This is a genomic window from Mesorhizobium sp. C399B, from assembly GCF_030323185.1.
Lineage (GTDB): Bacteria > Pseudomonadota > Alphaproteobacteria > Rhizobiales > Rhizobiaceae > Mesorhizobium.
The window spans coordinates 1,703,696-1,727,991 of the sequence record NZ_CP100472.1 but is presented as its reverse complement, the minus strand read 5'-3'; the positions used below and the strand labels follow the sequence as shown (position 1 = coordinate 1,727,991).

Below are 24,296 nucleotides of genomic sequence, written 5' to 3'. Positions count from 1 at the left end.
TCCGGCATCAACCGGGAACTCAACCATCGGCGATTGGAATGAGTTTGGCGGGTCGAGTATCTCCGACGCCGCTATATGCCAAGCTTGACCCAAAAAACGATCTCAGATCAATAATCCGAAATTGTTGGCTATTCAAGCTGATTTCCGTCACGGCTCGACCGGTATAAAAAATTTCTCGTATAAACCCCTAATAAATCTGCTATCGTGGAACAATATCAGCCAATTTCTTATTTAGAGAGCATCGGAATAATTATTCCGGTGCCCCTAAGATTATTTTTGCGAAAGGCAAAAATATATGAGATTCATGAAAACGCCGGATCGTCCGACCGCAACAATCGAGCCAATCGTCCTCTTCCCCAAGGCAATATCAGTGCGCCTGACGATAAGAAGCGACGAAGCGGCACGGTGCAAGATTGCCGACACCGACGGCACGCAACGGCGGGAGCGCCGGCTCGCCGAGAGCAACCGGCTGATTTGAACGCTACATTTTCCTGGAATTCCTCTAGAGTTTCGAAGAGGTCCGCGCCCTTGGCGAGCCCACTCTTCCCTTGAACCTGCAGCGCCGATGGCCTAGATCGCGGCAAGCGGACAAAACACGGCAGGTTTCCCATCAACAGAGATCAGAGAAGAGCGGCGGGTGCTGGAGCTGGCGGACAGCCGCCGCTGGGCCTCGACCAATATGTGCAGCAGGCGCTGCAGCTGCATCAGGCCGGGCGCCGGCAGGAGGCCGAGACGCTGTACCGGCAGGTGCTGGCGCGCAAGGCCAATCACCCGGCAGCGGCGCATTTCCTGGGCCTGTTGCTGCACCAGACCGGGCGCAACCCCGAAGGGCTGGAGCTGATCGAGCAGTCTGTGCGTCTGCAGCCGAAGAATCCCGATTTCCTCAACAATCTCGGCACGGTGATGCGCGATCTCGGCCGCATCGCAGCGGCCGCCGATTTCTTCCGCGGCGCGGTAGATCTCAAGCCCGACCAACTCGCGGCACGCGACAATCTGGGTTCGGCGTTGAAACAGCTCGGCCAGTTCGAGGCTGCGGAGGACATCTATCGCGGCACAATCGGGCGCAATCCCTTCCATGTCCGCGCCCGCATCGGGCTTGCCGAAACGTTGCAGGAAGCCGGTCGTCTGGACGAGGCGCTGGCGACCTTTCGCGAGGCGCTGACGATCCGGCCCAGGGATGCCGACCTGTTGCACGGGCTCGGCGTCGGGCTGATGGAAAAAGGCAAGCTCGATGAGGCGGCCGACCTGTTCCGGCAGGCGCTGGCGATCACGCCAGGCATGGCAAAAGCCTGGCTGATGCTGACGCAGGTCAAGCGCCAGAAGGAGCGCGACGCCGAACTCGCCGGCATGGAGGCCCAGCATGCCAAGGCGCCGGCCGACAGCCTGGCACGCATGCAGCTGTCCTTCGGTCTCGGCAAGGCCAATGACGATTTGAAGGACTATAACAGGGCCTTCGACTATTTCGCTGAAGGCAATGCGATCCGCCGCAAGGGCATCGATTATGATCCGGTCAGGACGCGGGCCGAATTCGAGGCGATGAAGACGGTGTTCAACGCCGGCTTTTTCGAAAAGCACAAGCCAAGTGCAATCTCCGACGACACGCCGATTTTCGTCGTCGGCATGCCGCGCTCCGGCACCACGCTGGTCGAACAGATCATCGCCAGCCATCCACAAGTCTATGGCGCGGGCGAGCTCAGCATGTTGAAAACCGCGGTCGGCAAGCAATTTCCGCTGACCATGCCGGGAGGTTTCCCCTGGGGACTGGTCGATGTATCCGACGCGGAGTTTGCGGAGGCGGGCCAAGCCTATCTCGACATGCTGCATGAGCGCTATCCCAACTTCAGGCATGTCACCGACAAGATGCCCGGCAACTTCCTGCTCATCGGCTTCATCCATATGATGCTGCCGAAAGCCAAGATCATCCATTGCGCGCGCGATGCGGCGGCGACCTGCCTTTCGATCTACAAGCTGCATTTCCGCGGCGACAACCACCGCTACGGCTATGATCTGGGCGAGCTCGCCGACTTCCACAATATCTACACCGACATCATGGCGCATTGGCACGATGTTCTGCCGGGCGTCGTCCATGACGTGCGTTACGAGGATTTCGTGGCCGACCAAGAGGGACAGACGCGGGCGCTGATCGGGCATCTCGGCCTGTCCTGGGACGACAAGGCGCTGTCGTTCCACGAGACCGACCGTCCGGTGCGCACGGCCTCGGCCGCGCAGGTGCGCCAGCCGATGTATCAGGGCTCGGTCGATCTCTGGAAGCGCTATGGCAACAGGTTGAAGCCGCTGCTGGACAAGCTGGCCTGAGCAGCGGCTAAAGCTCGATGAAGGGCTGGAAACCGCCGAAGATCATGCGCTTCATATCGAAGGGCATAGGCCCCAAATCGGGTGTCAAACGCGGATCGGCCATCACCTTGGCCATTACCGCGTCGCGGCTTTGCCTGGATGAATAGACGGCCCATGCGAAGACCACGATCTCGTCGTCTTTTGCCTGAACGGCACGCGGAAACGAGGTCAACTCACCATAGGGCACGTCGTCGGCGATACATTCGACATAGGCGAGCGCTCCGTGTTCCTTCCATATCGGGCCTGCGAGGTTGGCCAGCTTCTTGTAGTCATCAATGTTTGCCTTCCGCACGGCGAGCACGAAACCATCGACATAGGACATTGGGTTTTCCTTGGAGTATCTCACAAAGCTCCTTACCGGCGTCAGCCGGTGAGGAGCTTTGTCAGCGGTGGTCAGTCTTTCTTCGCCGGCGCGTTCATCGCCCATTCGACCCCGAAGGGGTCGCGCATGTTGCCCCACTGGTCGCCCCAGAACATCAGCTGCAGCGGCACTGCGACTTCGCAGCCGGCACCGACCGCGCGCTTCCACCAGCCATCGATCTCGTCGGCGCCGAGATGGAGCTGCATGGTATAGCCCTGCGGCTTGACGGCAGGCATGCCGTTTTCGGGGTAGAAATCGGAAATCATCAGCGTCGAGCCGTTGATGTGGAGATGAATGTGCATCGTGCGGCCCTGCTCATCGGGCGGATAGAAGAACACCTGTTCGGCGCCGAAAGCCTTCTTGTAGAATTCGGCGGCCTTGAAGGCGCCGTCCAGCTGCAGATAGGGGGTCAATCCACCGAGAACTTTCGCGGCCGGCTGAATGGGGGTCTGGTCGGTCATGTCTTGTTCCTCTTTGGGTTTGGTCTGGGCGCTTGGTTGGCCTTGCGAACCCTAGGACGAACGAGGCGGCGGCGATCCTACATGTCTGATGCGATTTTCTGGGCCGATGCGATTTTCTGGCGAAACGAACTTGCGTCGGCGGCGCCCAATCAGAGCGCAATCCTCGCTGTCAGCAGGCTAGAACGGGGACCGCTTCTTCAACCCGCTGAGACGACAATGATCCTCTATTACCAGACCCATTCGCCCTTTGCGCGCAAAGCGCTCGTCTTCGCCCATGAGGTCGGGCTTGCCGACCGGCTCGAGGTCATTCATCACGAGACCAGCCCGACCTTGCGCAACGCCAGTGTCTACGCCGAAAACCCGCTCGGCAAGGTGCCGGTGCTGCTGCGGCCGGATGCGCCGCCGCTCTTCGATTCCGATGTCATCTGCGCCTATCTCGATACGCTGCATGACGGCCGCAAATTGCTGCCGCAGGACGGCGAAGCGCGCTGGCAGGCGTTGCGGTTGCAGGCGGTCGCCCAAGGCCTGGCGCAGACGGGCATAGGCCTGCGCTGGGAGACGGAAAGGCGGCCCGAACAGTTGCGCTATGCAGCGCTTGCCGAAGGCTACCGGGAAAAAATCGAGGCCAGCTATGACTGGATCGAAAGCGCGCTGGACGACGAGACACCGCTCCATGTCGGCCATATAGCGCTTGCCACCACGCTGTCCTGGATGGCGTTCCGCCAGCTGCCGTCCTTTCGCGCGCGGGCGCGGCTGACGCGCTGGTTCGAGGCGTTCGAAAAGCGTCGATCGATGCAGGCGACGCCGCTGTCGGGCGATACGCATGACTGAGCAACGGTCGCCCCGCGGCGGCCTGCATCGATCTTTCCCGACCGCATGGTCAGGGCGCCCTGCAGATCCGCGGGCCGTTTTGCGCGTCGATGAGGATTTCCGGCCAGCCGATATCCTTGCGCAGTTCGATCGGCAGGGCCAGAAGCTCGCGCTCGCTGCGATAGCGGGCGCGGTTCTGTGCGTAACGGGCGGCGACGCGGCCTATGGATGACAGGATGGACATGATGCGTTCTCCTCAGATGAAGCCGGCATCATCGTGTCGGCATCCCAAGGACGCAGCAGGTTCAGGCGATCCGACAGAGCGCTGAAAATATTCTGGGAGATGTGAAACCATGGGCCGCAACACAGTGCGGCCCATGGTGGTAGTTCCTCAGCCCGCCGTTTCAGCCACTGAGCGGAAGAAATCCTCGGGGTCTTCGACTTCGGTCAGCTTCCGCTTGTCGATCAGCCAGAAGCGGTTGCCGATGGCGCGGATGAAGGAACGGTCGTGCGAGGCGAGCACACAGCTCGCCTGGTGCTTGAGCAGTTCCTCCTCCAGCGCTTCCTGGCCGTCGATGTCGAGATGGTTGGTCGGCTCGTCGAGCAGGTAGAAGTTGGGGTTGGCGAGTCTCAGCGCCAGCATCATCAGCCGCGCCTTCTGGCCGCCGGACAGCACACCGATCTTTTTCTCCTGCATCTCAATGACCACGCCGGCGCCGGCAAGCAGCGAGCGGGCGCGTTGCTCGCCGACATCGTAGCGGTGCGAGACCAGGGCCAGCGGCGTGTCGTCGCCACTGATGCCGGCCAGCGCCTGGTCGCTGTAGCCAAGCACCGTCGACGGCGTCACCTTGACGTTCGGCACCGTGTCCGGCTCGGCGATGGCGTTGCGGATCAGATCGACGAAACGCGACTTGCCGACGCCGTTGCGGCCGAGCAGCACGATGCGGTCGCCCTGGCAGATGTGGCGCTTGCCGGTCTTGAACAGCAGCGTGCCGTCCGGCGTTTCCACTGCGGCGTCGTCCAGCGTAATCAGCACCTTGGCATGGGTGCCGCGGTTGGCCAGCCGGATCGCGCCGGCTGATTTCTCGCGATGCGCCGATACCGCGGCGTCTTCCAGCTTCTCCGCCCGTTCCCTGAGTTGCTTGGTCTTCACCGTCAAAAGGTCGCTGCCGGAATTGATGCCGATGTTGTTGAGCTTGGCGGCCTGCTTGCGCAGTTGCTGCGCCACCTTCATGTCGCGCTCGAACCGGCGCGCCGTCGAAGCGTCCAGGTCGTCGAGCGCTTGCCTCGCCCTAGAATAGGGCAGTGCAAACACCGGCGAGTCCTCCGGGCGCAAGAACAGCGTGCGGTTGGTGACGGCGTCGAGAAAGGCGCGGTCGTGACTGGCGATGACCACCGGCACCTCGCGCGGCAGGGCGTTCAGCCAGCTTTCCAGCTGGCTGATCTTGGCGAGGTCGAGATGGTTGGTGGGCTCGTCGAGCAAAAGCACATCGGGGTCGGTGACCCAGACGCGGGCAATCAGCGCCAGCCGCTGCCATCCGCCGCTCAGCGCCTGCATCGGCCGTTCGCGCATCGGCTCGGGCACGTCGAGCGAATCCAGCGCCACGTCGACCCGCCACATCTCGCTGTCGGCCTGCCCCGCCGGCAAGGCGTCGGCCACCACCTGGTGGAAGCTGCGGCCGAGAAGGGCAGGAGGAACGGATTGTTCGACATGGCCGACGCGCAGGCCGCGCGTGCGGGAAATGTCGCCGGAGGTCGGCTCCATTGCGCCGGTCAGGCACTTCAGCAAGGTCGACTTGCCACGGCCATTGGCGGCAACGATGCCGAGCCGGTCGCCGGTGCCGATGGTGAGGTCGAGGTTGGAAAACAGCGGCGCACTCATGGTGACGCCGAGGGATTTGAGGCTGATCAGGGCCATTGTGATTTCTCTGGTCTTGCCGGTGTCCGGCTCAATGCACTTTGACGGTGCGCGTGCCGGCCATCAGGCTCAGCTTTGCGCACCACGAAGGGCAGACCAAAAAAATCGAAGCGGGAAAAAACCCGTGATGTCCCTGGTCAGCCCTGCAAGCGAACTCGCAGGGCAGAAATCGGGCCACGCTGACGATGGTGATCGATAGACACGCAGCCCTCCTTTCAAGACAAAACTTTGAGTGTGTGGAGCGATTACACCAAAGGCGGGGGTGGAGGCAAGTGGGCGACGGATGCGGCGGTGGTGGAGCGCTCTTCCCTTCTCCCACAAGGGGAGAAGGGAAGAGGTGCTATTTCCCCGGCCGTCCCGTCTTGCCCGGCCGGCGCTTTTCGCGGCGGGCGTCGCCTGGGTCTTCGTAGGAGCCGATGCCGGCGCGCTGGCGAATCATTGGCTTGGCGTTGCGATCCTTCGCGCCTGTCCCGCCGGACATCTCCCCCAGCTGGGGGGAGATTGGCTGGGGCTTGGCCGGCATTTTTCCTTCGACCGGCTTTTCGGTCCGCCGAACCGTCATCTCGTCCAGTGAGTTCTTCTTGAACAGGGGCCTAGTCGCGTCGCCCGGAATGCCGAAGTCGGAGCCGTGCGCTTCCTGCGCCGACTGTTTCTTGAACAACGAGCGCGACACCGCGCCTGACGGTGTCGGCATGTCGGTACCAGGCCCCATATCGTCGATCGACGGCTTGGCAAACAGCGGTTTCTTCACCGGCACGGCGCCGTCGGCACCCATTTCGTCGAGCGCCGGCTTGCGGAAGAGGTTGGACCGGGCAGCCCTGGCCGCCTCTTCAGCCGCGCGTGCGTCGTCGAACTTGCGAAAACGCTCCTGTTCCTCAGCCGTACGGTGCTTGGCCACGCCCTTGTTGTGCTTGCCCTTCTCGCGGCCGGAGACCGGGCTTTCCATGTCGGCGTATTTGGCCAGAGGGTCTTCCGAGATGGACAGTTCCATCTCGCGCAGCCGCTTGATCTCGTCGCGGATGCGGGCGGCCTTTTCGAAGTCGAGATTGGCGGCGGCGTCGCGCATCTGCTTTTCCATGGCGTCGAGATGAGCCTTGAGATTGTTGCCCATCATCGCACCGGCGCCGTCGGTGAACTGCGAGATATCGGCGCGGACATGGTCCTTCTCGTAGACCGAATCCAGAATGTCGGAGATGCGCGACTTCACCGATTCCGGGGTGATGCCGTTGGCCGCGTTCCATTCCATCTGCTTTTCGCGGCGGCGGTTGGTCTCGGCCATCGCCCGCTCCATCGAGCCGGTGACCTGGTCGGCATAGAGGATGACCTTGCCGTCGACGTTGCGGGCGGCGCGACCGATGGTCTGGATCAGCGACGTCTCGGAGCGCAGGAAACCCTCCTTGTCGGCGTCGAGGATGGCGACGAAACCGCATTCGGGAATGTCGAGGCCTTCGCGCAGCAGGTTGATGCCGACCAGCACGTCGAAAGCGCCGAGGCGGAGATCGCGCAGAATCTCGATGCGCTCCAGCGTGTCGATGTCGGAGTGCATGTAGCGAACGCGCACGCCTTGCTCATGCAAATATTCGGTCAGGTCTTCGGCCATGCGCTTGGTCAAAACGGTGACCAGCGTGCGGTAGCCGGCGGCCGTGGTGTCGCGGATTTCGCCGACGACATCGTCGACCTGGCTTTTCGCCGGGCGGACTTCGACCGGCGGATCGATCAGGCCGGTCGGGCGGATGACCTGCTCGGCGAACACGCCGCCGGCCTGTTCCATCTCCCAGGCGCCGGGTGTCGCAGAAACCGCGACGGAGAGCGGTCGCATGGCGTCCCATTCCTCGAAGCGCAGCGGACGGTTGTCCATGCAGGAGGGCAGGCGAAAACCATACTCCGCCAGCGTCGCCTTGCGCCGAAAGTCGCCACGATACATGCCGCCGATCTGCGGCACGGTGACGTGGCTTTCGTCGATGAAGACCAGCGCATTGTCCGGGATATATTCGAACAATGTCGGCGGCGGATCGCCCGGCTGGCGTCCCGTGAGATAGCGCGAATAGTTCTCGATGCCGGCGCAGGAGCCGGTGGCTTCCAGCATCTCAAGATCGAAGCGGCAGCGCTGTTCGAGCCGCTGTGCCTCCAGCAGGCGGCCGGCGCGCTCGAGCTCGACCAGCCGGTGCTTGAGCTCCTCCTTGATCGACTTGATCGCCTGGTTGAGCGTTGGACGCGGCGTCACATAGTGCGAGTTGGCGTAGATCTTGACGCTCTTCAGCTCGCCGGTCTTCTGGCCGGTGAGCGGATCGAATTCGGTGATCGCCTCGATCTCGTCGCCGAACATCGAGATGCGCCAGGCGCGGTCCTCAAGGTGGGCCGGGAAGATTTCGATCGTGTCGCCGCGCACGCGGAACGAGCCGCGCACGAAATTGATGTCCTGGCGCTTGTACTGCTGGGCGACGAGGTCGGCGAGCAGCGCCCGTTGGTCGAGCCGATCGCCGATCTGCATCTGGAAGGTCATCGCCGTATAGGTCTCGACCGAGCCGATACCGTAGATGCAGGACACCGAAGCGACGATGATGACGTCGTCGCGCTCGAGCAGCGAGCGGGTCGCCGAATGCCGCATGCGGTCGATCTGCTCGTTGATCGAGGATTCCTTCTCGATGAAGGTGTCGGTACGCGGGACGTAGGCTTCGGGCTGGTAGTAGTCGTAATAGGAGACGAAATACTCGACCGCATTGTCGGGGAAGAATTTCTTGAACTCGGAATAGAGCTGCGCGGCCAGCGTTTTGTTGGGCGCCAGGATCAAAGCAGGGCGCTGCGTCTGCTCGATCACCTTGGCCATGGTGAAGGTTTTGCCGGAGCCGGTGACGCCGAGCAGCACCTGCGTGCGGTCATTGTTATCGACGCCCTCGACAAGATCCTTGATGGCGGTCGGCTGGTCGCCGGCCGGCTCGAAATCCGACACCATCTTGATGGCGATGCCGCCTTCGGATTTTTCCGGGCGGGCAGGGCGGTGCGGCGTCCACAGCACGCCGTCCTTGTGCAAGGGGTTGCCGGATTCGATCAGCGCCGACAGCGCCGCGACCGTGGCGGTGACGCTGCCCGAGGCCATGGTCTCGGCGTCTTCCAGCGAGATGTCGAGGCCGGCGACCGGATTGAGGCCGGCTGCGGTGCGTTCGCGGGCCGTGGCCGCGCCGCCCATCGAGGTGCCGCGCGAACTGCGGCCGGGCGCAGCGGACCGCTCCGGGATCTTTTTCGCGGACTTTGGCGATCTACCATCGCCCTTACCGGTGAGACGGCCTTCCTTCTCGGCCTCCTGCTCGATCTGCTCGGCCCAGTCGGCAATCGAGCCGCTCAGCGGCGCGCCGGTGAAGTCGGCCTGCGGCGCCTCGGCGAAGCCGCCTCTGTGCAGAGGCTCCGAGGCATCGAGGAAATCGGTCAGCGGGCTGCGCCGCTTCGGCGGCGAAGCGCCGTTGTCACCCGCCGGAGACGGTGTCTTTTTGTCAGGGAGTTTGGCCATGCCCCAAATATGGGCAGAGTCCGCCAAAATGGAAAGAGTGCAGTGGCGAAGGGCGCTAAGCGGGTCGAAGCTCCTGACACAAGGGTGTCAGGAGCTGTGTTACGCGAAGCCAGGCCGCCTGCTCAATTGAACCACAGCGCGAAGGTCAAAAACCCACCGCCACCGAACTGGCGCTGGATCTGGTCGAACTCGCCGCTGGTCACGATCTCACCGCTCTCGAGGTAGGGCGCGATGGCCGGGCCGGTAATCGACAGCACGAGGTCGAAAGGCTTCGGTTCTTCGAAGAAACGCTTCATGTTGATGCCCTGGCCGGTGCTGGCCGTGATGCGGAAATGCGGCAGCAGCTTGCGGCCTTCCAAAAGGTCTTCGGCCATGGTCAGAGTGGCGAGCCAGGCCTCGATCTGCTCCTCGCCGACTTCGAGCCCGGTGAGCGGGTTCTCGCCCTTCTGCTGCGGTCCCGGCAGCCATTCGCGGTCATTGTCGGTCTCGGCGCGGATCGCCTTCCAGTCCTCGCGCGACAGCCGGATGATTTCGAGCAGATGGCGGCGCGCCGCTTGACGGCGCTCGGGCTCGACCACCGGCCAGTTGACGAGGTGAACCATGGAGATGAAATCCGCGATGCGCCATTCCGATGAGAAGATGCTGCTGCCCATGTCGCCGGCGGGAGGCACGAGAATGTCCTGCAGCGGCAGTTTGGCGCGCGGAAACAGCATGTGGAACGAGCCGTCGAACATGGTCCTGAAATCATGCGCCAGCCAGAAATCGGCCTGCGCCATCAGGAATTCGGCATAGCCCTGCAGCCAGAAACCGTCGGCGCGGTCGAAGCGGAATGTGAGCGAGGAAGCGGCGCCGTCCGACGAGATACCGCCGCGCGACAGCGAGGCCATGATGGCGGCCATGCTTTCATCCGGCGCGATGGCGCCGTCTTCGTTGAGATCGATGCCGGCATGGGTGAGGTCGACGACCATGCCGATATCGGCATCGGCGGGTACCGAGCCCAGAGTGGCCGCGGATGTCTCCAGCCGGTCGCGGAAGGCGACCAGAATGGCACGGAACTGCTCATAGGTCAGCGGTTCGGGATCGGGATTGTCCGGAATCGGCAGCCGCATCAGCGGCAGCATGAAGGATTGCGGGCTTTCGAACCCGTGGCGGTGCAGACCGCCGGCGAGGATTTCCAGCGCGGTGAAGAATTCGCCGGCGCCGGCGGCATAGGCTGACGCCGGATCGCCTTTCGCTGCAGACTCAAGCGTTGTGAGCGCACGGTTGCGCTCGGTCACCGTTTTGGCCTCGAACAAAGCGGTTGCCGCTTCGGGCGCGGCGGCGCGGGCCGAAGATAGCGGCAGCAACAGGAGGAAGGCGGACGCCAGCAGGCCTGCAAAACGTGTCATCTCATCCCTCCACTATGTGATGCGCAGACATTACACGCATTTGGCGCCGTGTCTGCCGGCGGCAGTGTTTCAAGGACTGACGGTCGACACTCCCCGGGCAGACCGTCTACACAAGCTAACCGATTGGGCAAACGATTGGGCGTCGCGTGTCGAACTATCCGCTTTCCTACAAACTGTCATGGCTGCCGCGCTTCCTGAAGCCGTCGCTTGGCGGCGATGTCAGGGATTTTGCGCCGATCGCGGCAACGACACTCATTGATCCACCGCCAGGGCGGAAGGTGCGGCTGGCCTTTGTCGGCGATATTTCGGCGGTGGCCAACCATAGTGCGCCGGAGTGCGATCCGGCGATCGCAAAGCTCTTGGGCTCAGCCGATCTGGTGATCGGCAATTGCGAAAGTCCGGTCGTCGAGCGGCCGAGCGTGGCGTTTGGCACGCGGCTTGGCACTCACCATGCGATGAGCGAGCGGTTTCTTGCCGCGGCGCTTGCCGCCGTAGGCATCGCGCGTGAAAAGCTCGTGCTGTCGCTGGCCAACAACCATGTGCTCGACCAGGGCGTCGCCGGTTTCGACGAGACCGTTGCGGCGTTGAAGCGGCTTGGAATCCGCACCATCGGCACCGCGAAAAAAGGACCGGTCGAGCAGGTCAAGGCCGGGCCGCTGACGATCGGCTTTGCCGCCTTCACACTGTGGCGCAATGGTGACGCCGGGCCATTCACCGAGCTTGTCTCGATGCAAGGCGATCCGGCGGCATGGCCGAGAGGCGCGGCCGACAAGAACATCGATCTCACCTGTGCGGTGCCGCACTGGGACTGGGAGTTCCGGCATTTTCCGCAGCCGCAAACGCAAATGCTGGCGAGGTTGCTGGCCGGTCACGGCGTGGGGCTGATTGCCGGGCACCACGCCCATGTCGTGCAGCCGGTGCAATGGGTCGGCAAGACGCTCGTGGCTTACGGGCTTGGCGACTTCCTCGGCACGGCGCTGGCGCGGCAGCCCTGGCCCGGCCGCATCGCCGGCATTTTCGTCGTCGATGTCAGCGCAGATCTCGGCATGCGCGGTGCGATCGCCGGGTACCGGATGCATCCCTTCATGCGGCTGCGCGCAGGCGGGCATGAGCGGCTGGTTCCGGTCGAGGCGCTGACTGGCCGGGTGAAGGGCAAGGTCCAGGCCAGGCTGAAGGCGATCTTTGGCGACTGACAACTTTCCCGTTATCATAGGCATAATAGGACTTTGCGAGGGGGCGATGGAAGCAGCTGAGTTCATGCCTGATGAAGCGGTGGTCGCCGGCATCAGGAAGAATATCGAGATCTATGAGGCTGGACGGGCTTCGGCCTACCGCCAGGTGCGCTGGCGGGTGCCGGTGTTTCTGGGGCTGCTGCTGGTTTTTGTCGTGCTGGTGGCCTGGCTGTTCAACAAGGTCGCCGACTTGAACGAGCAATGGTTCTCGACGCCGCATGTGTTCCTCTATGTCGGCGGTTTCTTCGCGGCGCTGCTGCTGTACTTCCTGGCGATCAGGCCGGCGACGCGGCTGCAGCAATCGTTCCGTGACACGCTGCTGCCGATCATCTTCGGCTTCATCAGGGATGTGCGCTATCAGCACAGCGTGACGCCGAATTCCTTCGACCGGCTGCCGCGCGCCGTGGTCGGCGCCTTCAACCGGCAGAGCTTCGACGACATCGTGTCAGGCCGCTACGAGGATTTTCCGTTCGAGCTCTACGAGGCGGAGTTGCGCCAAGGGTCGGGCAAAGGCTCGTCGACGGTCTTCAAGGGCGTCATCGTTGCGTTCGAGACAATCGCGCCGTTCCCCGGCATATTGGTCGCGACGCGCCGCAGCAACGCGGTGGTCGGTTTCTTCCGCGGCATCTTCGCCGGCAAGATGCAGGAACTGTCCAGCGGCGATCCGCTGCTCGACGGCGACTACGAATTTCGCACCGACAATGTCGCCGCCGCGCAGCCGCTGGTGAGCGGCCGGCTGGCGCAGGCGCTGAAATGGCTGCACGAGACATGGCGCGATGATCCGGCGCGGGTGGCGCTTAATGGCAGCGATGGTTTCCTGCTCTTGCCGCAGCCGAAGAATTTCTTCGAACTGCCCGCCATTTCCGTGCCGCTCGATTACACCAAGCACATCGCGCCGATGATCGCCGATATGGGCGCGATCCTGGCGACCGCGGCGCTGGTGCGCAAGATCGGCGCGACGGATGGCGAGGCCTAAAGCGCCGCGCGTCGAAACGAATTCATGCGACGCGCTTCAGGTCTTGTTTTCATGCATATCGTTGCCCCAAAACGGCGGTCCTGTTTGGGCGCATGCATTAGCCAGGCTGCCGCGCGGCGCCAACGCCAGCACCAGGGACAGCATGGTTCGAACTGCATGCTTCATGAAATGGCGCTCCTGCGTGTCGATGCTGACACCATCATGCATCTATCTGGAGTTTTCCACGGCAGTGCGACAGCGTGGTACGGTCCGACCGGCAGGCCGCTCACAACCCGCTCGGCACCAGGCCTGCCAGCCAGTTCGCGGACCGCTTGGCCATGCCGACCGTTGCCGACGCGACGCGGCCGAGATCTGTCTTCACCACGGCGTAGCCGTTCCTGGTGCGGTAGAGCACGCCTGTTCCGCCATCGACCACTTGCTCGTAGGCGACCGGCCGTGCCGCTGCTGCCTCCATGGCCGTCGTCGGGGAGCCGACGGAAACGCTCGACCGATGGCTCAGTTCCGGCGGCAACGGGGTTTGGACATTCCGGCTGGCCGGCTTCAGTTCCGGGCGGGATGCGGCCGCCGCCAGTTGCGAAGAAGACGCCGACCCCTTGCTGCGGCATATGCCGGAGACCAGCGGATAGTCGAAGTTCTTCTGGTGCAGCATCTGGCTTTTCATCGCCGCTTCGCAGTCGGCGATGGTCGCCCACTTCGCCGGCGTCTCGCCGATATATTCGCAAAGCTTGGCGTCGCAGTCGCAGCCGACAATGGTCATGGCGACAAGGGCGGTCTTGAGCACGGTCTTGTCCTTCGGATTGCCCCCCGGCAGCCAGTCCTTCCATCGCGCGCGAACAAGGCGGGATTTTGGCCGCGATCACGCGATGAGCCGGGGGATGCGTTTTTGGGTACCGCTCACTACAGGTGGATTTCGAGACACCCGGTAGCAATAGGGCGGGGGCGTGATGCATTTGCAGTAAGAAGCCTGAATAAATCTTGTCGGCTATGGCCGCGACAACTGTTTCTTGGCCCGGTTTTCTACTACGATACTCACGGGGCGATACAACAATATAGGAGGGGTTTGTCATGGGAAGAATTGTCCGGTCCGCCGAGCCTGTGCCGAAAAGGGAATCAACGCTCGAGGGTATTCCAGGCGATGCTCCGCTCGGCGTCGACGATGACAAGCAAGAAGATCAAGGATCGAAAGGCGGCGATGGCTATCTCGACCGGGTTGCGAAGTACGTGCCTGCCGAAGTCGTGGCATTTTTCATCTTCGTCAACTCCATCCTGGTCAATGCCACTGAGCAGCCGGTTGCCAAGGCGTTGACCGATGCGGTGGCGGAAGAGACCAAAGGCAATCCGGGGGACATTCCGGGTAAGGTGCAGGCAGCCATCTATAAGATTGAAATGGCCGGTATCAGCGTCTGGACCATTTCATGGATCATGTTGATCGTCGCGCTGGCGATGACGCCGGTGTATCTGAAATCGGTCAGCGATTCAGCCGACAATGCGGAGGCTCCGGGAGCCAACATGGTCATGTCGATGCTCGCCTTCCCATTCTGGGCCTATGCCGTCAACGCGCTGGCCCTCAGGCCATGGCATGACGGTGCGCTGGCCAGCATCATGCTCGCCACCTTCACGCTCATCAGCGGCGCCATACGGCCGGAATATATAAACGCTGGCCTCAATTTGATCCCGGGCATCGGCCCGAAGAAGTAGCTTGGCCCGCCGGGCAGGCCGCGGTGCAGGGCGCGGCTTCAGTTGTAGACGCGCTCCAGCCTCGCGCCTGCTTCGAACAGCGCCGGCAGCACGATGTGCAGCTTGCGCACGGCGACGATCAGCCCGGTGCGACGGGTGGCCGGATCGATCGGAACGGTTGGCTGAACGGCGCCCGGGCGCCTTCGGGCGGAGCGAAGTCTGCCGCCGAAAGCACGGTGAGCATGATCGCGTCGTTGCCACCGATCTCGACGAAGGACACGCCTCTGTCGATCAGGCGCGGGATCATGTCGGTGAATTGCTGACCGCGCCTGGTGATGAAGATGGTTCCGTCAGCGCCGAAATCTCGTTCCAGCAAAGTATCGGCTTCTTACGCGTCGCTTCGCCGACCGGACCTTGGCCCAAAAGACAGTCGGCGCCGGGATTTCTCCCAGCGCCTCCCTGTCAGATCAGGACACGGTCGCGGCAGCAACTTCCGCAAAGTCGTCGCGCCATGCCGGCCTTGATTTTGACGGTCCTGCCAGTCACCGCCCGAAGGCAGTGCCCGTTCCAGACCACGCCGTTCTCCACCCTTGCGAGCTTCGTTCGGCGCGCCATCGAAGGTTTTCGCCGTCCTTCATGGCAGCATCGGTCCGCCGTTGGCGTTCGCACGCTTTCCGCGGCCCCGTAGGTCTCGGCATCCGTCCCTCGAACAAGCAAGCCTGCTCTCGCTTCGGGCCGTACGGGCCTCAGGAAATCCGCCTTTTCGCTTTGCCTTTCGGCGTGGCGATCGGTAGCCGCCTGAGATGGTTAAACTTACGCCGGGTAAGGGTTTTGGGGAATGGGCGTGAGCCTGTGGATAACGGGATTATCGGGGATCGTTTGCCACAAAGCTCGGAATTTCGACTCCAGCTGCATTAGACAGCCCGCCGGCTTTTTGGCGCCTGATCGGCTGTGCCCCTTGCTCCGCCGGCTGGCGCGGGCTTCAATGCAGGCAAAGCATCGAGCCTATCGGCTCGGTGCGGGGAGGGTGCGCATTGAAAGTCGGGGTGGTGCTCAATCCGATTGCCGGCGGCGGCCGGCTGAAACGGCATTGGCCGGAGGTCTTCGCATCGCTGAAAAAGCATTTCGGCGAATTCGAGCTGCGCGAGACGCAGGCCGAGGGCGACGCCGAAAGGCTGGCGCTCGACCTCGCGGCAAGCGGCTTCGGGCTGGTGATCGCGGCCGGCGGCGACGGCACCGCCAGCGAGGTGGCCGACGGATTGCTGCAGGCATTCGATGAGAGCGGCCGGACAACCGAACTTGCCTTGCTGCCTTGCGGCACCGGCATCGATTTCGCGCGCGGACTTGGCCTGCCGAAAGAGGTGGATGCGGCGTTGAAGCGGATCGCCGAAGCCAAGGCGCGCAAGGTCGATGCCGGGCGCATCTGCTACATCGACGACCATGGCGCGCTGGCCAGCCGGCACTTCATCAATATCGCCAGCCTCGGCCTGTCCGGCGCCACGGACCGTGCGGTCAATGCCGACAAGCGCAAGGGCAGGATGTCGGCCAAGGCGCTGTTTTTCTGGCGCACCGTGGTCGAGTTCATCCGCTACCGCTTCCAGGACGTCAGGATCACCGTCGACGATGGCACCCCGGTCGAGGCGCGCATGGCGCTGGTGGCGGTTGCCAACGGAAAGTTCTTCGGCGGCGGCATGATGATCGCCCCGGACGCCGAACTCGCCGACGGCCAGTTCGACATCGTCATCCTGCGCGCGGCCGGCAAGCTGAAGCTGATCTGGGATATTCGGCTGCTCTATGGCGGCCGGCACCGCAACCATCCGGCCATCACCATATTGCGTGGCCGGAAAGTGGTGGTCGAACCTAGCGGCGATGTCGAGAAGAACGGCGCGCTGGTCGACATAGATGGCGAGTCGCCGGGGCGTATACCCGCGACGTTTGAGATCCTGCCCGGAGCGCTGACGCTGAGATATTGAATCAAGGCGTTGAGGGATTGATTCAGGTGGTTTGAGCGGCGATTCCGGCGAACCGGCCAAGGGCCTGAAATGGCAGGACATATTTACCCGGCTTAGCTTTCCAGCTTGGCTGGGAAACCGGGCGCGCGCAGATCCATGTCGACGGCATCCTCGAGCAGTTTGACGATCTGGGTCGACCAGGCGCCGCCGCCATATTCCTGTTTGCCCATCAGGAAAATCTCACTCACAAGCGGCGCCAGTTGGAGTGGCAGTCTGAACTCCCTGCCCATCGCAAGCGCAAAGCCGAGGTCCTTCAGTGCCAGGTCCATGGTGAAGCCAATGTCGTAGGAGCCGTTGAGGATGAGCTGGCTTTCGGTCTCATGGACGAAGCTGTTGCCGGAGGAGGCGACGATGGCGTGGTAGGATTGCGCGAGGTCGAGGCCGCCTTGCTTGGCCAACATCAGCGCCTCGCCGGCGGCGACGAGATGGATGAAGGCCAGCATGTTGGTGATCACCTTGATCACCGCCGCCGAGCCGACCGGACCCATCAGGAACGATTTTGCGCACATCGCTTCGATGGCGGGACGATGGCGCTCGTAAAGCGCAGCATCGCCGCCGACAAGCGCGGTGATCTTTCCGACCGCGGCCAGATGCACGCCGCCGGTGACCGGGCACTCCAGCGTCTCGATGCCTTTGGCCGCGGCGAGGGCGGCGAGGCGCAGGATCTCGTCGCGGCCGTTGGTCGACATCTCGATCCAGGAGCCGCCCCTGGGCAGACCCTCGAGCAGGCCGCCGGCATTCGCCAGCACCGCTTCGCTGACCTTGGGCGAGGGCAGGCAAGTAATGGCATTGCCGGCCTGTGCCGCCGCTTCGGCCGGGCTGGTCGCGGCCGTGGCGCCGAGCGCCACGAGGCGCTCGACGGCGGCGGGGTCGCGGTCGAAGACGATGACGACAAAACCGTTGCGCAACAGGCTGGCGGCAAGGTTGCCGCCGAGATGGCCAAGGCCGATGAAGGCGTAGCGTTCGCTCACGGCATCAGCGGCATTTGCATCATCTGCAAATGCAGGTCCTTGCCGGTGTAGGGATGCGCCTCGCAGACCGCTTCGTTGAGCTCGACGCCGAGGCCGGGCTCCTTCGACGGAATGACATTGCCGTCCTGCCACTCGATCTTCTTCTTCAAGAGCGTGGCGTGGAAACCGTCCCACTGCTTCAGCGATTCCAGGATGAGGAAATTGGGCAGCGTCACCGCCAGCTGGATGTTGGCGGCGCCAACGATCGGCCCGCAATAGCAGTGCGGCGCGATCTGGATGTGGTAGGCCTCGGCCATGGCGGCGATCTTCTTGGTTTCGAGAATGCCGCCTGAGCGGCCAAGGTCCGGTTGCAGGATGGTGGCGGCGCGGTTCTCGATCACGCGAGCGAATTCGAACTTCGTGGTCAACCGCTCGCCGGTGGCGATCGGGATCGAGGTGCCGCGGGCGACATGCGCCATCACTTCGGGCATGTCCGGCGGGACCGGCTCTTCGAACCACAAGGGATCGTAGGGCTCGATGGCTCGTGCCATGCGCAGCGCACCCGACGCGGTGAACTGGCCATGCGTGCCGAACAGAATATCGGCGCGGGTGCCGACCGCTTCGCGGATCGCCTTGACCATGCGGGTGGAGACATCGATGTCGATCAGGCGCGGCTGGTGGCCGTCGAAGGCGGTGTAGGGGCCTGCCGGGTCGAGCTTGACGGCGTTGAACCCCTGCTCGACATATTCGAGCGCGCAGGCGGCCGCCAATTCGGGGTCATTGTAGACGTTCCGGCCGTCCGGCGCGTCCTCCGAATGGACGCTGCCGGTGTGCGGATAGAGATAGGTGTAGGAGCGCAGCGTCTCGTGCACCTGGCCGCCGAGCAGTTTGTAGACCGGCTTGTCGGCTTCCTTGCCGACAATGTCCCAGCAGGCCATTTCCAGCGCCGAGAAACAGCCCATGCCGGTAACGTCGGGGCGCTGGGTAAATCCTGAGGAATAGGCGCGGCGGAAGAAGGTCTCGATGTCATGCGGATCGTGGCCGATCAGGTAACGCTCGGCCATGTCCTCGACCAGCTTCGCTGTTATGTGAGCCGAGAAGGTGGCGTTGTAGGCCTCGCCGTAACCGACGACGCCGCCATCGGTGGTCAGCTTGACGAAGATGAAATACTTGCCGCCGATGCCGGGCGGCGGGTTGCCGACTACCCAGGTCTTGACGTCGGTGATCTTCATTTTTGGTCCTCCAGAACCAGTTCGGCGCCCTTCCATCCGGTCATGACCGAGGCGGCGTTGGTGTTGCCGGTGATGTTGGCGGGAAAGATCGAGGCGTCGATGACACGCAGACCTGCGAGCCCGTGCACTTTCAGGCGCGGGTCGACGACGGCGACCCCGGCGCCCGGCCCCATGCGGCACGTCGAGACCGGGTGATAGACGGTGCCTGAGCGCTTCCTGAAATCCTGGATCAGATCGGCATCCGATTGGATCGATGGGCCCGGCAAAACCTCCTCAGTGATGATCTCGGCCATGGCGGGCATCGAGGCTATCTTGCGCACGAATTTCACCGCCGCCAGCATCTCGTCGACATCGGCGTTGGTGGAATAGGCGTTGGCGACGATCCTGGGATAGTCCAGCGGATTGCTGGAGCGGATCATGATCTCGCCGCGGCTGGACGGGCGGCAGTTGGAGAGGCCGATGGAAAAGCCCGGCCACGGATCCGGCGTCAGGATCGGCCGCTCGCCGCTCTTCGGAATGACGGTCGAGAAAGCCTGGAAATAAAGCTGCATGTTGGGGCGCGAAAACGCCAGGTCGGTTCGGAAGAAGCCGCCGCCATGGTTCATCGACAGCGACAGCGGGCCGGAGCGGGTGAGGATGTACCGCATGCCGACCAGCAGCTTGCCCCACCAGGGCCGCAGGATTTGGTTGAGCGTCGGCACGTTTCCCTTGAAGGTATAGTTGATGCCGACATGGTCCTGCAGATGCGCGCCGACATTTTCGTTGCCGTGGACGACCGGGATGCCAAGCCCCTTGAGCAGTGACGAGGGGCCGACGCCGGACAGTTGCAGCAGCTGCGGCGAGTTGATCGAACCGGCGGACAGGATCACCTCGCGGCCGGCCCGCGCCGTCTTGGTCTCGCCGTTCTGCAGATATTCGATGCCGACGGCTCGCTTGCCCTCGAACAGGATTCTGGTCGCCAGCGCATTGGCTTCGACGCGCACATTCGCGCGCTTCATCGCCGGGCGCAGGAAGGCGCGCGCGGCCGACATGCGGCGGCCATTCCTGGTCGAGATCTGGTAGACGCCGACGCCTTCCTGGGCGGCGCCGTTGAAGTCAGGGTTGAGCGGCAGCCCAGCCTGCTGGCCGGCTGCGAGGTAGCGCCTGGTCAGCGGATGGACGGCGTTCGTCGTGTCGGTGATATGCAGCGGCCCGCCGGTGCCGCGCCATCTGTCGGCGCCGGCCTCATTGTCCTCAAGCGCCTTGAAGCCCGGCAACAGATCGTCATAGCCCCAACCGGGATTTCCGGCATCGCGCCAGTCGTCAAAGTCCTCGCGCGCGCCACGGATCCAGACCATGGCGTTGATCGAGCTGGAGCCGCCAAGCAGCTTGCCGCGCGGCCAATGGTCGACATTGCCGGCAAGGCCGGGGTCCGGCTCGGGCTTGTAGTTCCAGTTGACCGCCGGATCGAAGAAGGTCTTGCCGTAGCCGAGCGGCATCTGGACATAAAAGCGGCGGTCGCTGCCGCCGGCCTCCAGCACCAGCACGGAGAAGCGGCCCGAAATCGACAGCCTGTCGGCCAGAACCGAGCCGGCCGAGCCGGAGCCGACGATGATGAAGTCATAAGTCTGCATGATTGGTGTTGGCGGCTCCGCAAAACTGAGCGCAGCCTATCCGCGACGGCTTGGCCGCGCCCCTGCGGCTTCCGGCATGGCTTGTGAAAAAAGCGACCGTGAGACGCCTGGTCGGAAAAGCCACCATGGAACCGACATTGCGCCGGGAGCCTCGCCCGTCGCGTTGACCTCTTGGGCCCGTGACGCTACGGGATCAAGGGCTATCGCTTTAGGGGAATCTCGGATGGTGCATTACGCGGACGGACGGCCGATCGGCGATCTGACCTTGCGTACGCTCGCCATGCCGGCCGATGCAAATGCGGCCGGCGACATCTTTGGCGGCTGGGTGATGGCGCAGATGGATCTTGCCTGCGGCATCCGTGCGGCCGAGCGGGCCAAGGGCCGCGTGGTGACGGCGGCGGTCAAGGAAATGTCCTTCGCCAAGGCGATGAAGATCGGCGACACGCTGTGCATCTACACCCATGTCGAGCGCGTCGGCCGCACCTCCATGACGCTCAAGGTCGAGGCCTGGGCGCAACGCTACCTCTCCGACCTGATGGAGAAGGTCACCCACGCCGATTTCGTCATGGTGGCGCTGGATAGCGACGGCAAGCCGAAGCCGATTCCAACCGAAAGTTGACATCGTCGATTCTGCCAAGCTTGCGCTTATGTAACATCCCCCGCGCGGGCGATGCGCTGCGCGACATCCAATGGTTGCCTTCACATCCGATTCTGCGGGCGGCGGAGGAAGACAATGCGTCAACACATGCTGAACGGCTGGCTCGTGGCGGCCCTCGTCGCGGTGATCTGCCTGCTTGGCACGACCGCTTATACCGAGATCAGGAAAGAGCTTCCAAGCGTTGCCTGCACGCACGACCGGACCGTTGGCAACGAGCGGACTGCCCAGCGGTCTGCAAGGGTAGAGACGTGCGGCGCAGTGTGTTGCAGCAACCCTGCGTCAAAGGCCTGAGGGCCCGTCGGCGGAAGACCTCGTCAGCCTCAAAATGATCATGCGCCGGCGAACGAAACGCTGCAGCTATGTCGCGATGGCGCGACCAACGATGCCAGGGCGGATCCAGTTAAACCCGGGTACGCGTCGTCGACGGCAAAATCCGTAAACTATTGCTGGGCAACGGTTTTCAGGCGTGCACGCCATCGAATCTTTCACGCGCCGCCTGGACCCGCGAGGTGTTCTTCCGCGCCCATTCGCCGAGCGCGCCGACCGGCACCAGCAGCTCATGGCCGAGCTCCGTCAGCTCATAGTCGACGCGTGGCGGGATGGTCGGGAACACGGTTCGGGTGACGAAGCCGTCGCGCTCAAGACCGCGCAAGGTGGTGGTCAGCATCTTCTGCGAAATGCCGCCGACAGCGGCGCGCAACTCATTGAAACGCAGCGGTCCGCCGCCCAGCTTGCCGACGACCAGAACGGTCCATTTGTCGCCGACGCGCTGCAGGATTTCCGAGACGGCGCGGCAGTCTTCGGTGTTGTGCGGGTGCCTCAGTAACATAACGGTGCCTCCTTGCGCTGCCATTTGTCAGTATCTCATATAGCGCCGGTATCCAAACGATACCAGCTTTTGCATATATGGAGAGCCCCATGTCCAAGCCCAAAATCGCCATCGTCGTCGGTTCGACACGCGCCGCGCGTTTCGCCGATGTGCCCGCCCAGTGGATCGCCAAGATCGCGAAATCTCATGCCGACATCGACGTCGAGACCGTCGACCTGCGCGACTGGCCGCTGCCCTTCTTCGACGAGGTCGCCTCGTCCGCCTGGGCGCCGTCGCAGAACGAAGTTGCCCAGCGCTGGCAAAAGAAGGTCGCCGAATTCGACGGCTTCATCTTCACCGCCGCCGAATACAATCATGGCCCGACGGCCGTGCTGAAGAACGCCATCGATTACGCCGCCAATGAATGGAACAAGAAGCCGGCCGGTTTCGTCGGCTATGGCAGCGTCGGCGGCTCGCGCGCTGTCGAACATTTGCGTCTTGCCGCGGTCGAATTGCAGATGGCGCCGGTCAAATCCGCCGTTCACATTGCCTGGAGCGATTTCCTGGCGGTGCGCCAGGGCGAGAAGAAGCTCGAGGAGATCGAGCATCTGAACCAGGCTGCCACGGCGCTGGTCAACGACGTTGCCTGGTGGGCCCGCGTGCTCAAGGCAGCGCGTCAGGCCGACGCGATTGCCGGCGAAGCCCAGGCGGCCTGAGCCTTATCGTCCCAAGGACCGATGATTTTTCCAAAGGGCGGCGTTTGCGCCGCCCTTTTTCATTCACGTGAAGAGGCGCTCTCGGCTCCCTTGGCCGGATGGTGGAGTCGGACCGGCAAGGTCGCGCTGATGCCTTGACGATCCCGCGCGAAGGATCGCCGCCTGTCACAGCCAACCGTCGGAAAACCCGGCCCGGCGCAGTCCTGTGGTGATGGCCGGCACGCGGCGCATCAATCGCCACAGGAAGTCGGACCGGTAGTTCTCGATCATCAGGGCGATCGGCCCCTGGTTGATGCCGACATGGTCCGGCGATACCCAACCGCAGGCGCGGCCGTCGTCGGCAGCGATCGTCGGGTTGAAGCTCGCGGTGAAGCCGTAAGGGTTGCCGTCGCGCAGGTCCATCTCGTGGAAATGGCGCAGCGCCGGCAGCACGATTTCCGGCGCAAAAGGCAAGGAGGCGATTGCCGCCCATGGCGACAGCGTGCCGTCATCGGGGCCAAACGGTGCGCCGCGGGCGAGATAACCGAAGAAGCGGCGTCCATCGGCTCGCCGCGCGATCGGACCTGGGCCGTCGCTGGCGGTGACGCCCCAGCAATTCTCGCCATAGCCCGCGAACCCCCTCGGATTGCGGATTGCGTAATCGCGCTGCAGATACGTCGCCTGGCGGCTGTTTTCGAAATAGTCCCGGTCGTGATCGCGCATGAAGGCATCGCGGATGTCGCGAAAATCGATCCAGATATGCGAGAACTGGTGGATGAAAAGCGGGCCGGCATAGACCATCTCGCGGCCGTAGATGGTCTTCCATTTGTAAGTGGACGGCCAGGCCGCGTAGCTCTCGGGAGTTAGCGAGTGGGTCGGCGAACCGAGACCCAGGACGTACAGGATCAGCGCCTCGTCAAATCCTTCCCAGCGGTAGCGGAGAAAGCCTTTTCCAGGCCGCCAGCCATGGGTGACGGTGGCGCCGCCGTTCTGCGCCCAGCGCCAGTCGGCACGGCGGTAGAGCGCATCGGCAAGCTGGCGGATTTCCAGTTCGAGCTCATCGTCCTCGTCGAAATAAGCGCCGGCGGCCAGAACACCGGCAAGCAAAAGGGCGGTATCGATCGTGGACAGTTCGCAATTCCAGACGCGGCGGCCGGTCTTCATGTCGAGGAAATGATAGTAGAAACCTTTGTAGCCGGTGGCATCGGGCTCCGGCCCGTGCGGGGCGTTCCAGAAGAAGCGAAGCGTGGCGAGCGTCCGCTCGATTGCGGCATCGCGCGTCATGAAACCGCGCTCGACACCGACGGGATAGGACGACAAAGCGAGCCCGACGGCGGCTATGCTGGCAGGCGACGCCTGTGTGTTGCGGTCGGCGACCAGGCCGTTGGCAGGGTTGGCCTCGTTGAGAAAATACTCGAAGGACAGGCGCTGGATATCTTGGAGAAGCTCGTCGTTTAGCGCGTGTTCGTTCGATGCATCCATGACAATCGATATAGAGGCTTTGGCTGCTTTTGCCATTCGCCCAGCGGATCAATCATGGGTGAGGGCAGGCTGGGGCCGATAGCGAAAGGCGCTGCCGACGCACCGAATTCAAATCGAGGGGCTGCGAAGATCGGTTGGACCGCCATATGCACGGCCCTGCCAT

At 63.2% G+C, this 24,296-nt stretch carries 23 protein-coding genes and 1 pseudogene; 10 read left to right on the top strand and 14 right to left on the bottom strand.

Features of this window, described 5'->3' with window-relative positions; all coding sequences use genetic code 11:
• The first annotated feature begins 295 nt into the window (after positions 1-295).
• Both NLY36_RS08100 and NLY36_RS08095 read left to right on the top strand, forming a co-directional pair.
• Positions 296-478 (top strand): hypothetical protein, encoded by a 183-nt coding sequence (locus NLY36_RS08100; protein ID WP_023734973.1) that lies wholly within the window; start codon positions 296-298, stop codon positions 476-478.
• A gap of 203 nt (positions 479-681) precedes the next feature.
• Positions 682-2,316, top strand: a complete 1,635-nt coding sequence (locus NLY36_RS08095; protein WP_023734972.1) for a tetratricopeptide repeat-containing sulfotransferase family protein — start codon at positions 682-684, stop codon at positions 2,314-2,316.
• Positions 2,317-2,323: 7 nt separating this feature from the next.
• On the opposite strand, the gene NLY36_RS08090 is transcribed toward NLY36_RS08095, so the two are convergent.
• Positions 2,324-2,647 (bottom strand): DUF1428 domain-containing protein, encoded by a 324-nt coding sequence (locus NLY36_RS08090; protein ID WP_353620212.1) that lies wholly within the window; start codon positions 2,645-2,647, stop codon positions 2,324-2,326.
• Here NLY36_RS08090 and NLY36_RS31530 point away from each other — a divergent pair.
• Positions 2,564-2,746 (top strand): annotated as a pseudogene (locus tag NLY36_RS31530) (hypothetical protein); the annotation flags it as partial. The gene NLY36_RS08090 and the pseudogene NLY36_RS31530 overlap by 84 nt on opposite strands.
• 2 nt (positions 2,747-2,748) lie before the next feature.
• Here the strand turns inward: NLY36_RS31530 and NLY36_RS08085 are convergent.
• Positions 2,749-3,177 carry a VOC family protein gene (locus NLY36_RS08085; RefSeq protein ID WP_023691563.1) on the bottom strand — a complete coding sequence of 143 codons (429 nt, stop codon included), beginning with the start codon at positions 3,175-3,177 and terminating at the stop codon, positions 2,749-2,751.
• A 216-nt stretch (positions 3,178-3,393) separates the two neighbouring features.
• On the opposite strand from NLY36_RS08085, the gene NLY36_RS08080 reads away from it, so the two are divergent.
• The gene (locus NLY36_RS08080; protein WP_023672010.1) at positions 3,394-4,008 is read left to right on the top strand and encodes a glutathione S-transferase family protein; all 615 of its coding nucleotides are present in this window, start codon (positions 3,394-3,396) and stop codon (positions 4,006-4,008) included.
• Between the two features lie 49 nt (positions 4,009-4,057).
• On the opposite strand, the gene NLY36_RS08075 is transcribed toward NLY36_RS08080, so the two are convergent.
• The 4 genes from NLY36_RS08075 to NLY36_RS08060 form a co-directional block, all read right to left on the bottom strand.
• The gene (locus NLY36_RS08075) at positions 4,058-4,231 is read right to left on the bottom strand and encodes a hypothetical protein (protein ID WP_023672009.1); all 174 of its coding nucleotides are present in this window, start codon (positions 4,229-4,231) and stop codon (positions 4,058-4,060) included.
• A 147-nt stretch (positions 4,232-4,378) separates the two neighbouring features.
• The gene (locus tag NLY36_RS08070; RefSeq protein ID WP_023734970.1) at positions 4,379-5,905 is read right to left on the bottom strand and encodes an ABC-F family ATP-binding cassette domain-containing protein; all 1,527 of its coding nucleotides are present in this window, start codon (positions 5,903-5,905) and stop codon (positions 4,379-4,381) included.
• Between the two features lie 340 nt (positions 5,906-6,245).
• Positions 6,246-9,410, bottom strand: a complete 3,165-nt coding sequence (gene uvrB, locus NLY36_RS08065; RefSeq protein WP_023734969.1) for an excinuclease ABC subunit UvrB — start codon at positions 9,408-9,410, stop codon at positions 6,246-6,248.
• A gap of 122 nt (positions 9,411-9,532) precedes the next feature.
• The gene (locus tag NLY36_RS08060) at positions 9,533-10,798 is read right to left on the bottom strand and encodes a hypothetical protein (RefSeq protein ID WP_023695779.1); all 1,266 of its coding nucleotides are present in this window, start codon (positions 10,796-10,798) and stop codon (positions 9,533-9,535) included.
• Between the two features lie 146 nt (positions 10,799-10,944).
• Here NLY36_RS08060 and NLY36_RS08055 point away from each other — a divergent pair, with 146 nt between their 5' ends.
• Both NLY36_RS08055 and NLY36_RS08050 read left to right on the top strand, forming a co-directional pair.
• A complete protein-coding gene (locus NLY36_RS08055) occupies positions 10,945-11,991 on the top strand; it encodes a CapA family protein (RefSeq protein ID WP_031197561.1) in 1,047 nt (348 codons plus the stop codon).
• Between the two features lie 46 nt (positions 11,992-12,037).
• The gene (locus tag NLY36_RS08050) at positions 12,038-13,006 is read left to right on the top strand and encodes a DUF3137 domain-containing protein (protein WP_023683735.1); all 969 of its coding nucleotides are present in this window, start codon (positions 12,038-12,040) and stop codon (positions 13,004-13,006) included.
• Between the two features lie 36 nt (positions 13,007-13,042).
• On the opposite strand, the gene NLY36_RS08045 is transcribed toward NLY36_RS08050, so the two are convergent.
• Positions 13,043-13,213 (bottom strand): hypothetical protein, encoded by a 171-nt coding sequence (locus NLY36_RS08045; protein ID WP_023695778.1) that lies wholly within the window; start codon positions 13,211-13,213, stop codon positions 13,043-13,045.
• A 58-nt stretch (positions 13,214-13,271) separates the two neighbouring features.
• Positions 13,272-13,787 (bottom strand): hypothetical protein, encoded by a 516-nt coding sequence (locus tag NLY36_RS08040; protein WP_023695777.1) that lies wholly within the window; start codon positions 13,785-13,787, stop codon positions 13,272-13,274.
• Between the two features lie 284 nt (positions 13,788-14,071).
• Here NLY36_RS08040 and NLY36_RS08035 point away from each other — a divergent pair, with 284 nt between their 5' ends.
• On the top strand, positions 14,072-14,704 hold the full coding sequence (locus NLY36_RS08035; RefSeq protein ID WP_031215742.1) for a hypothetical protein: 633 nt from the start codon (positions 14,072-14,074) through the stop codon (positions 14,702-14,704).
• Between the two features lie 118 nt (positions 14,705-14,822).
• Here NLY36_RS08035 and NLY36_RS08030 read toward each other — a convergent pair whose 3' ends face one another.
• Positions 14,823-15,059: a hypothetical protein gene (locus tag NLY36_RS08030; protein WP_023695775.1), complete on the bottom strand. Its 237-nt coding sequence runs from the start codon at positions 15,057-15,059 to the stop codon at positions 14,823-14,825.
• 658 nt (positions 15,060-15,717) lie between these two features.
• Between NLY36_RS08030 and NLY36_RS08025 the strand changes: the two genes are divergently transcribed.
• Positions 15,718-16,656 (top strand): diacylglycerol/lipid kinase family protein, encoded by a 939-nt coding sequence (locus NLY36_RS08025; RefSeq protein WP_023695774.1) that lies wholly within the window; start codon positions 15,718-15,720, stop codon positions 16,654-16,656.
• A gap of 92 nt (positions 16,657-16,748) precedes the next feature.
• Here NLY36_RS08025 and NLY36_RS08020 read toward each other — a convergent pair whose 3' ends face one another.
• Genes NLY36_RS08020 through NLY36_RS08010 form a run of 3 tightly spaced genes read right to left on the bottom strand, consistent with a single transcriptional unit; the run spans position 16,749 to position 20,490 of the window.
• Positions 16,749-17,666 carry an NAD(P)-dependent oxidoreductase gene (locus NLY36_RS08020; RefSeq protein ID WP_023683741.1) on the bottom strand — a complete coding sequence of 306 codons (918 nt, stop codon included), beginning with the start codon at positions 17,664-17,666 and terminating at the stop codon, positions 16,749-16,751.
• Positions 17,663-18,877 carry a mandelate racemase/muconate lactonizing enzyme family protein gene (locus NLY36_RS08015; RefSeq protein WP_023695773.1) on the bottom strand — a complete coding sequence of 405 codons (1,215 nt, stop codon included), beginning with the start codon at positions 18,875-18,877 and terminating at the stop codon, positions 17,663-17,665. The genes NLY36_RS08020 and NLY36_RS08015 overlap by 4 nt, the downstream gene beginning before the upstream one ends.
• Positions 18,874-20,490 carry a GMC family oxidoreductase gene (locus tag NLY36_RS08010; RefSeq protein WP_023695772.1) on the bottom strand — a complete coding sequence of 539 codons (1,617 nt, stop codon included), beginning with the start codon at positions 20,488-20,490 and terminating at the stop codon, positions 18,874-18,876. The genes NLY36_RS08015 and NLY36_RS08010 overlap by 4 nt, the downstream gene beginning before the upstream one ends.
• A 223-nt stretch (positions 20,491-20,713) precedes the next feature.
• On the opposite strand from NLY36_RS08010, the gene NLY36_RS08005 reads away from it, so the two are divergent.
• Positions 20,714-21,109, top strand: coding sequence for an acyl-CoA thioesterase (locus NLY36_RS08005; protein ID WP_023671995.1), 396 nt, complete (start codon positions 20,714-20,716; stop codon positions 21,107-21,109).
• A gap of 499 nt (positions 21,110-21,608) precedes the next feature.
• On the opposite strand, the gene NLY36_RS08000 is transcribed toward NLY36_RS08005, so the two are convergent.
• Positions 21,609-21,977: a winged helix-turn-helix transcriptional regulator gene (locus NLY36_RS08000; protein WP_023683744.1), complete on the bottom strand. Its 369-nt coding sequence runs from the start codon at positions 21,975-21,977 to the stop codon at positions 21,609-21,611.
• 89 nt (positions 21,978-22,066) lie between these two features.
• Between NLY36_RS08000 and NLY36_RS07995 the strand changes: the two genes are divergently transcribed.
• Positions 22,067-22,672: an NADPH-dependent FMN reductase gene (locus NLY36_RS07995; protein ID WP_023671992.1), complete on the top strand. Its 606-nt coding sequence runs from the start codon at positions 22,067-22,069 to the stop codon at positions 22,670-22,672.
• A gap of 165 nt (positions 22,673-22,837) precedes the next feature.
• Here NLY36_RS07995 and NLY36_RS07990 read toward each other — a convergent pair whose 3' ends face one another.
• Positions 22,838-24,133: a glucoamylase family protein gene (locus NLY36_RS07990; protein ID WP_023734968.1), complete on the bottom strand. Its 1,296-nt coding sequence runs from the start codon at positions 24,131-24,133 to the stop codon at positions 22,838-22,840.
• Positions 24,134-24,296 lie beyond the last annotated feature (163 nt).

Bases quoted from the DNA above. Each gene is read 5' to 3' on its own strand.
- NLY36_RS08100 (WP_023734973.1), top strand. From the start codon at position 296: ATGAGATTCATGAAAACGCCGGATCGTCCGACCGCAACAATCGAGCCA.
- NLY36_RS08085 (WP_023691563.1), bottom strand. From the start codon at position 3,177: ATGACCGACCAGACCCCCATTCAGCCGGCCGCGAAAGTTCTCGGTGGA.
- NLY36_RS08080 (WP_023672010.1), top strand. From the start codon at position 3,394: ATGATCCTCTATTACCAGACCCATTCGCCCTTTGCGCGCAAAGCGCTC.
- NLY36_RS08075 (WP_023672009.1), bottom strand. From the start codon at position 4,231: ATGTCCATCCTGTCATCCATAGGCCGCGTCGCCGCCCGTTACGCACAG.
- NLY36_RS08070 (WP_023734970.1), bottom strand. From the start codon at position 5,905: ATGGCCCTGATCAGCCTCAAATCCCTCGGCGTCACCATGAGTGCGCCG.
- uvrB (WP_023734969.1), bottom strand. From the start codon at position 9,410: ATGGCCAAACTCCCTGACAAAAAGACACCGTCTCCGGCGGGTGACAAC.
- NLY36_RS08060 (WP_023695779.1), bottom strand. From the start codon at position 10,798: ATGACACGTTTTGCAGGCCTGCTGGCGTCCGCCTTCCTCCTGTTGCTG.
- NLY36_RS08050 (WP_023683735.1), top strand. From the start codon at position 12,038: ATGGAAGCAGCTGAGTTCATGCCTGATGAAGCGGTGGTCGCCGGCATC.
- NLY36_RS08045 (WP_023695778.1), bottom strand. From the start codon at position 13,213: ATGCATGATGGTGTCAGCATCGACACGCAGGAGCGCCATTTCATGAAG.
- NLY36_RS08035 (WP_031215742.1), top strand. From the start codon at position 14,072: ATGGGAAGAATTGTCCGGTCCGCCGAGCCTGTGCCGAAAAGGGAATCA.
- NLY36_RS08015 (WP_023695773.1), bottom strand. From the start codon at position 18,877: ATGAAGATCACCGACGTCAAGACCTGGGTAGTCGGCAACCCGCCGCCC.
- NLY36_RS08010 (WP_023695772.1), bottom strand. From the start codon at position 20,490: ATGCAGACTTATGACTTCATCATCGTCGGCTCCGGCTCGGCCGGCTCG.
- NLY36_RS08005 (WP_023671995.1), top strand. From the start codon at position 20,714: ATGGTGCATTACGCGGACGGACGGCCGATCGGCGATCTGACCTTGCGT.
- NLY36_RS08000 (WP_023683744.1), bottom strand. From the start codon at position 21,977: ATGTTACTGAGGCACCCGCACAACACCGAAGACTGCCGCGCCGTCTCG.
- NLY36_RS07995 (WP_023671992.1), top strand. From the start codon at position 22,067: ATGTCCAAGCCCAAAATCGCCATCGTCGTCGGTTCGACACGCGCCGCG.
- NLY36_RS07990 (WP_023734968.1), bottom strand. From the start codon at position 24,133: ATGGATGCATCGAACGAACACGCGCTAAACGACGAGCTTCTCCAAGAT.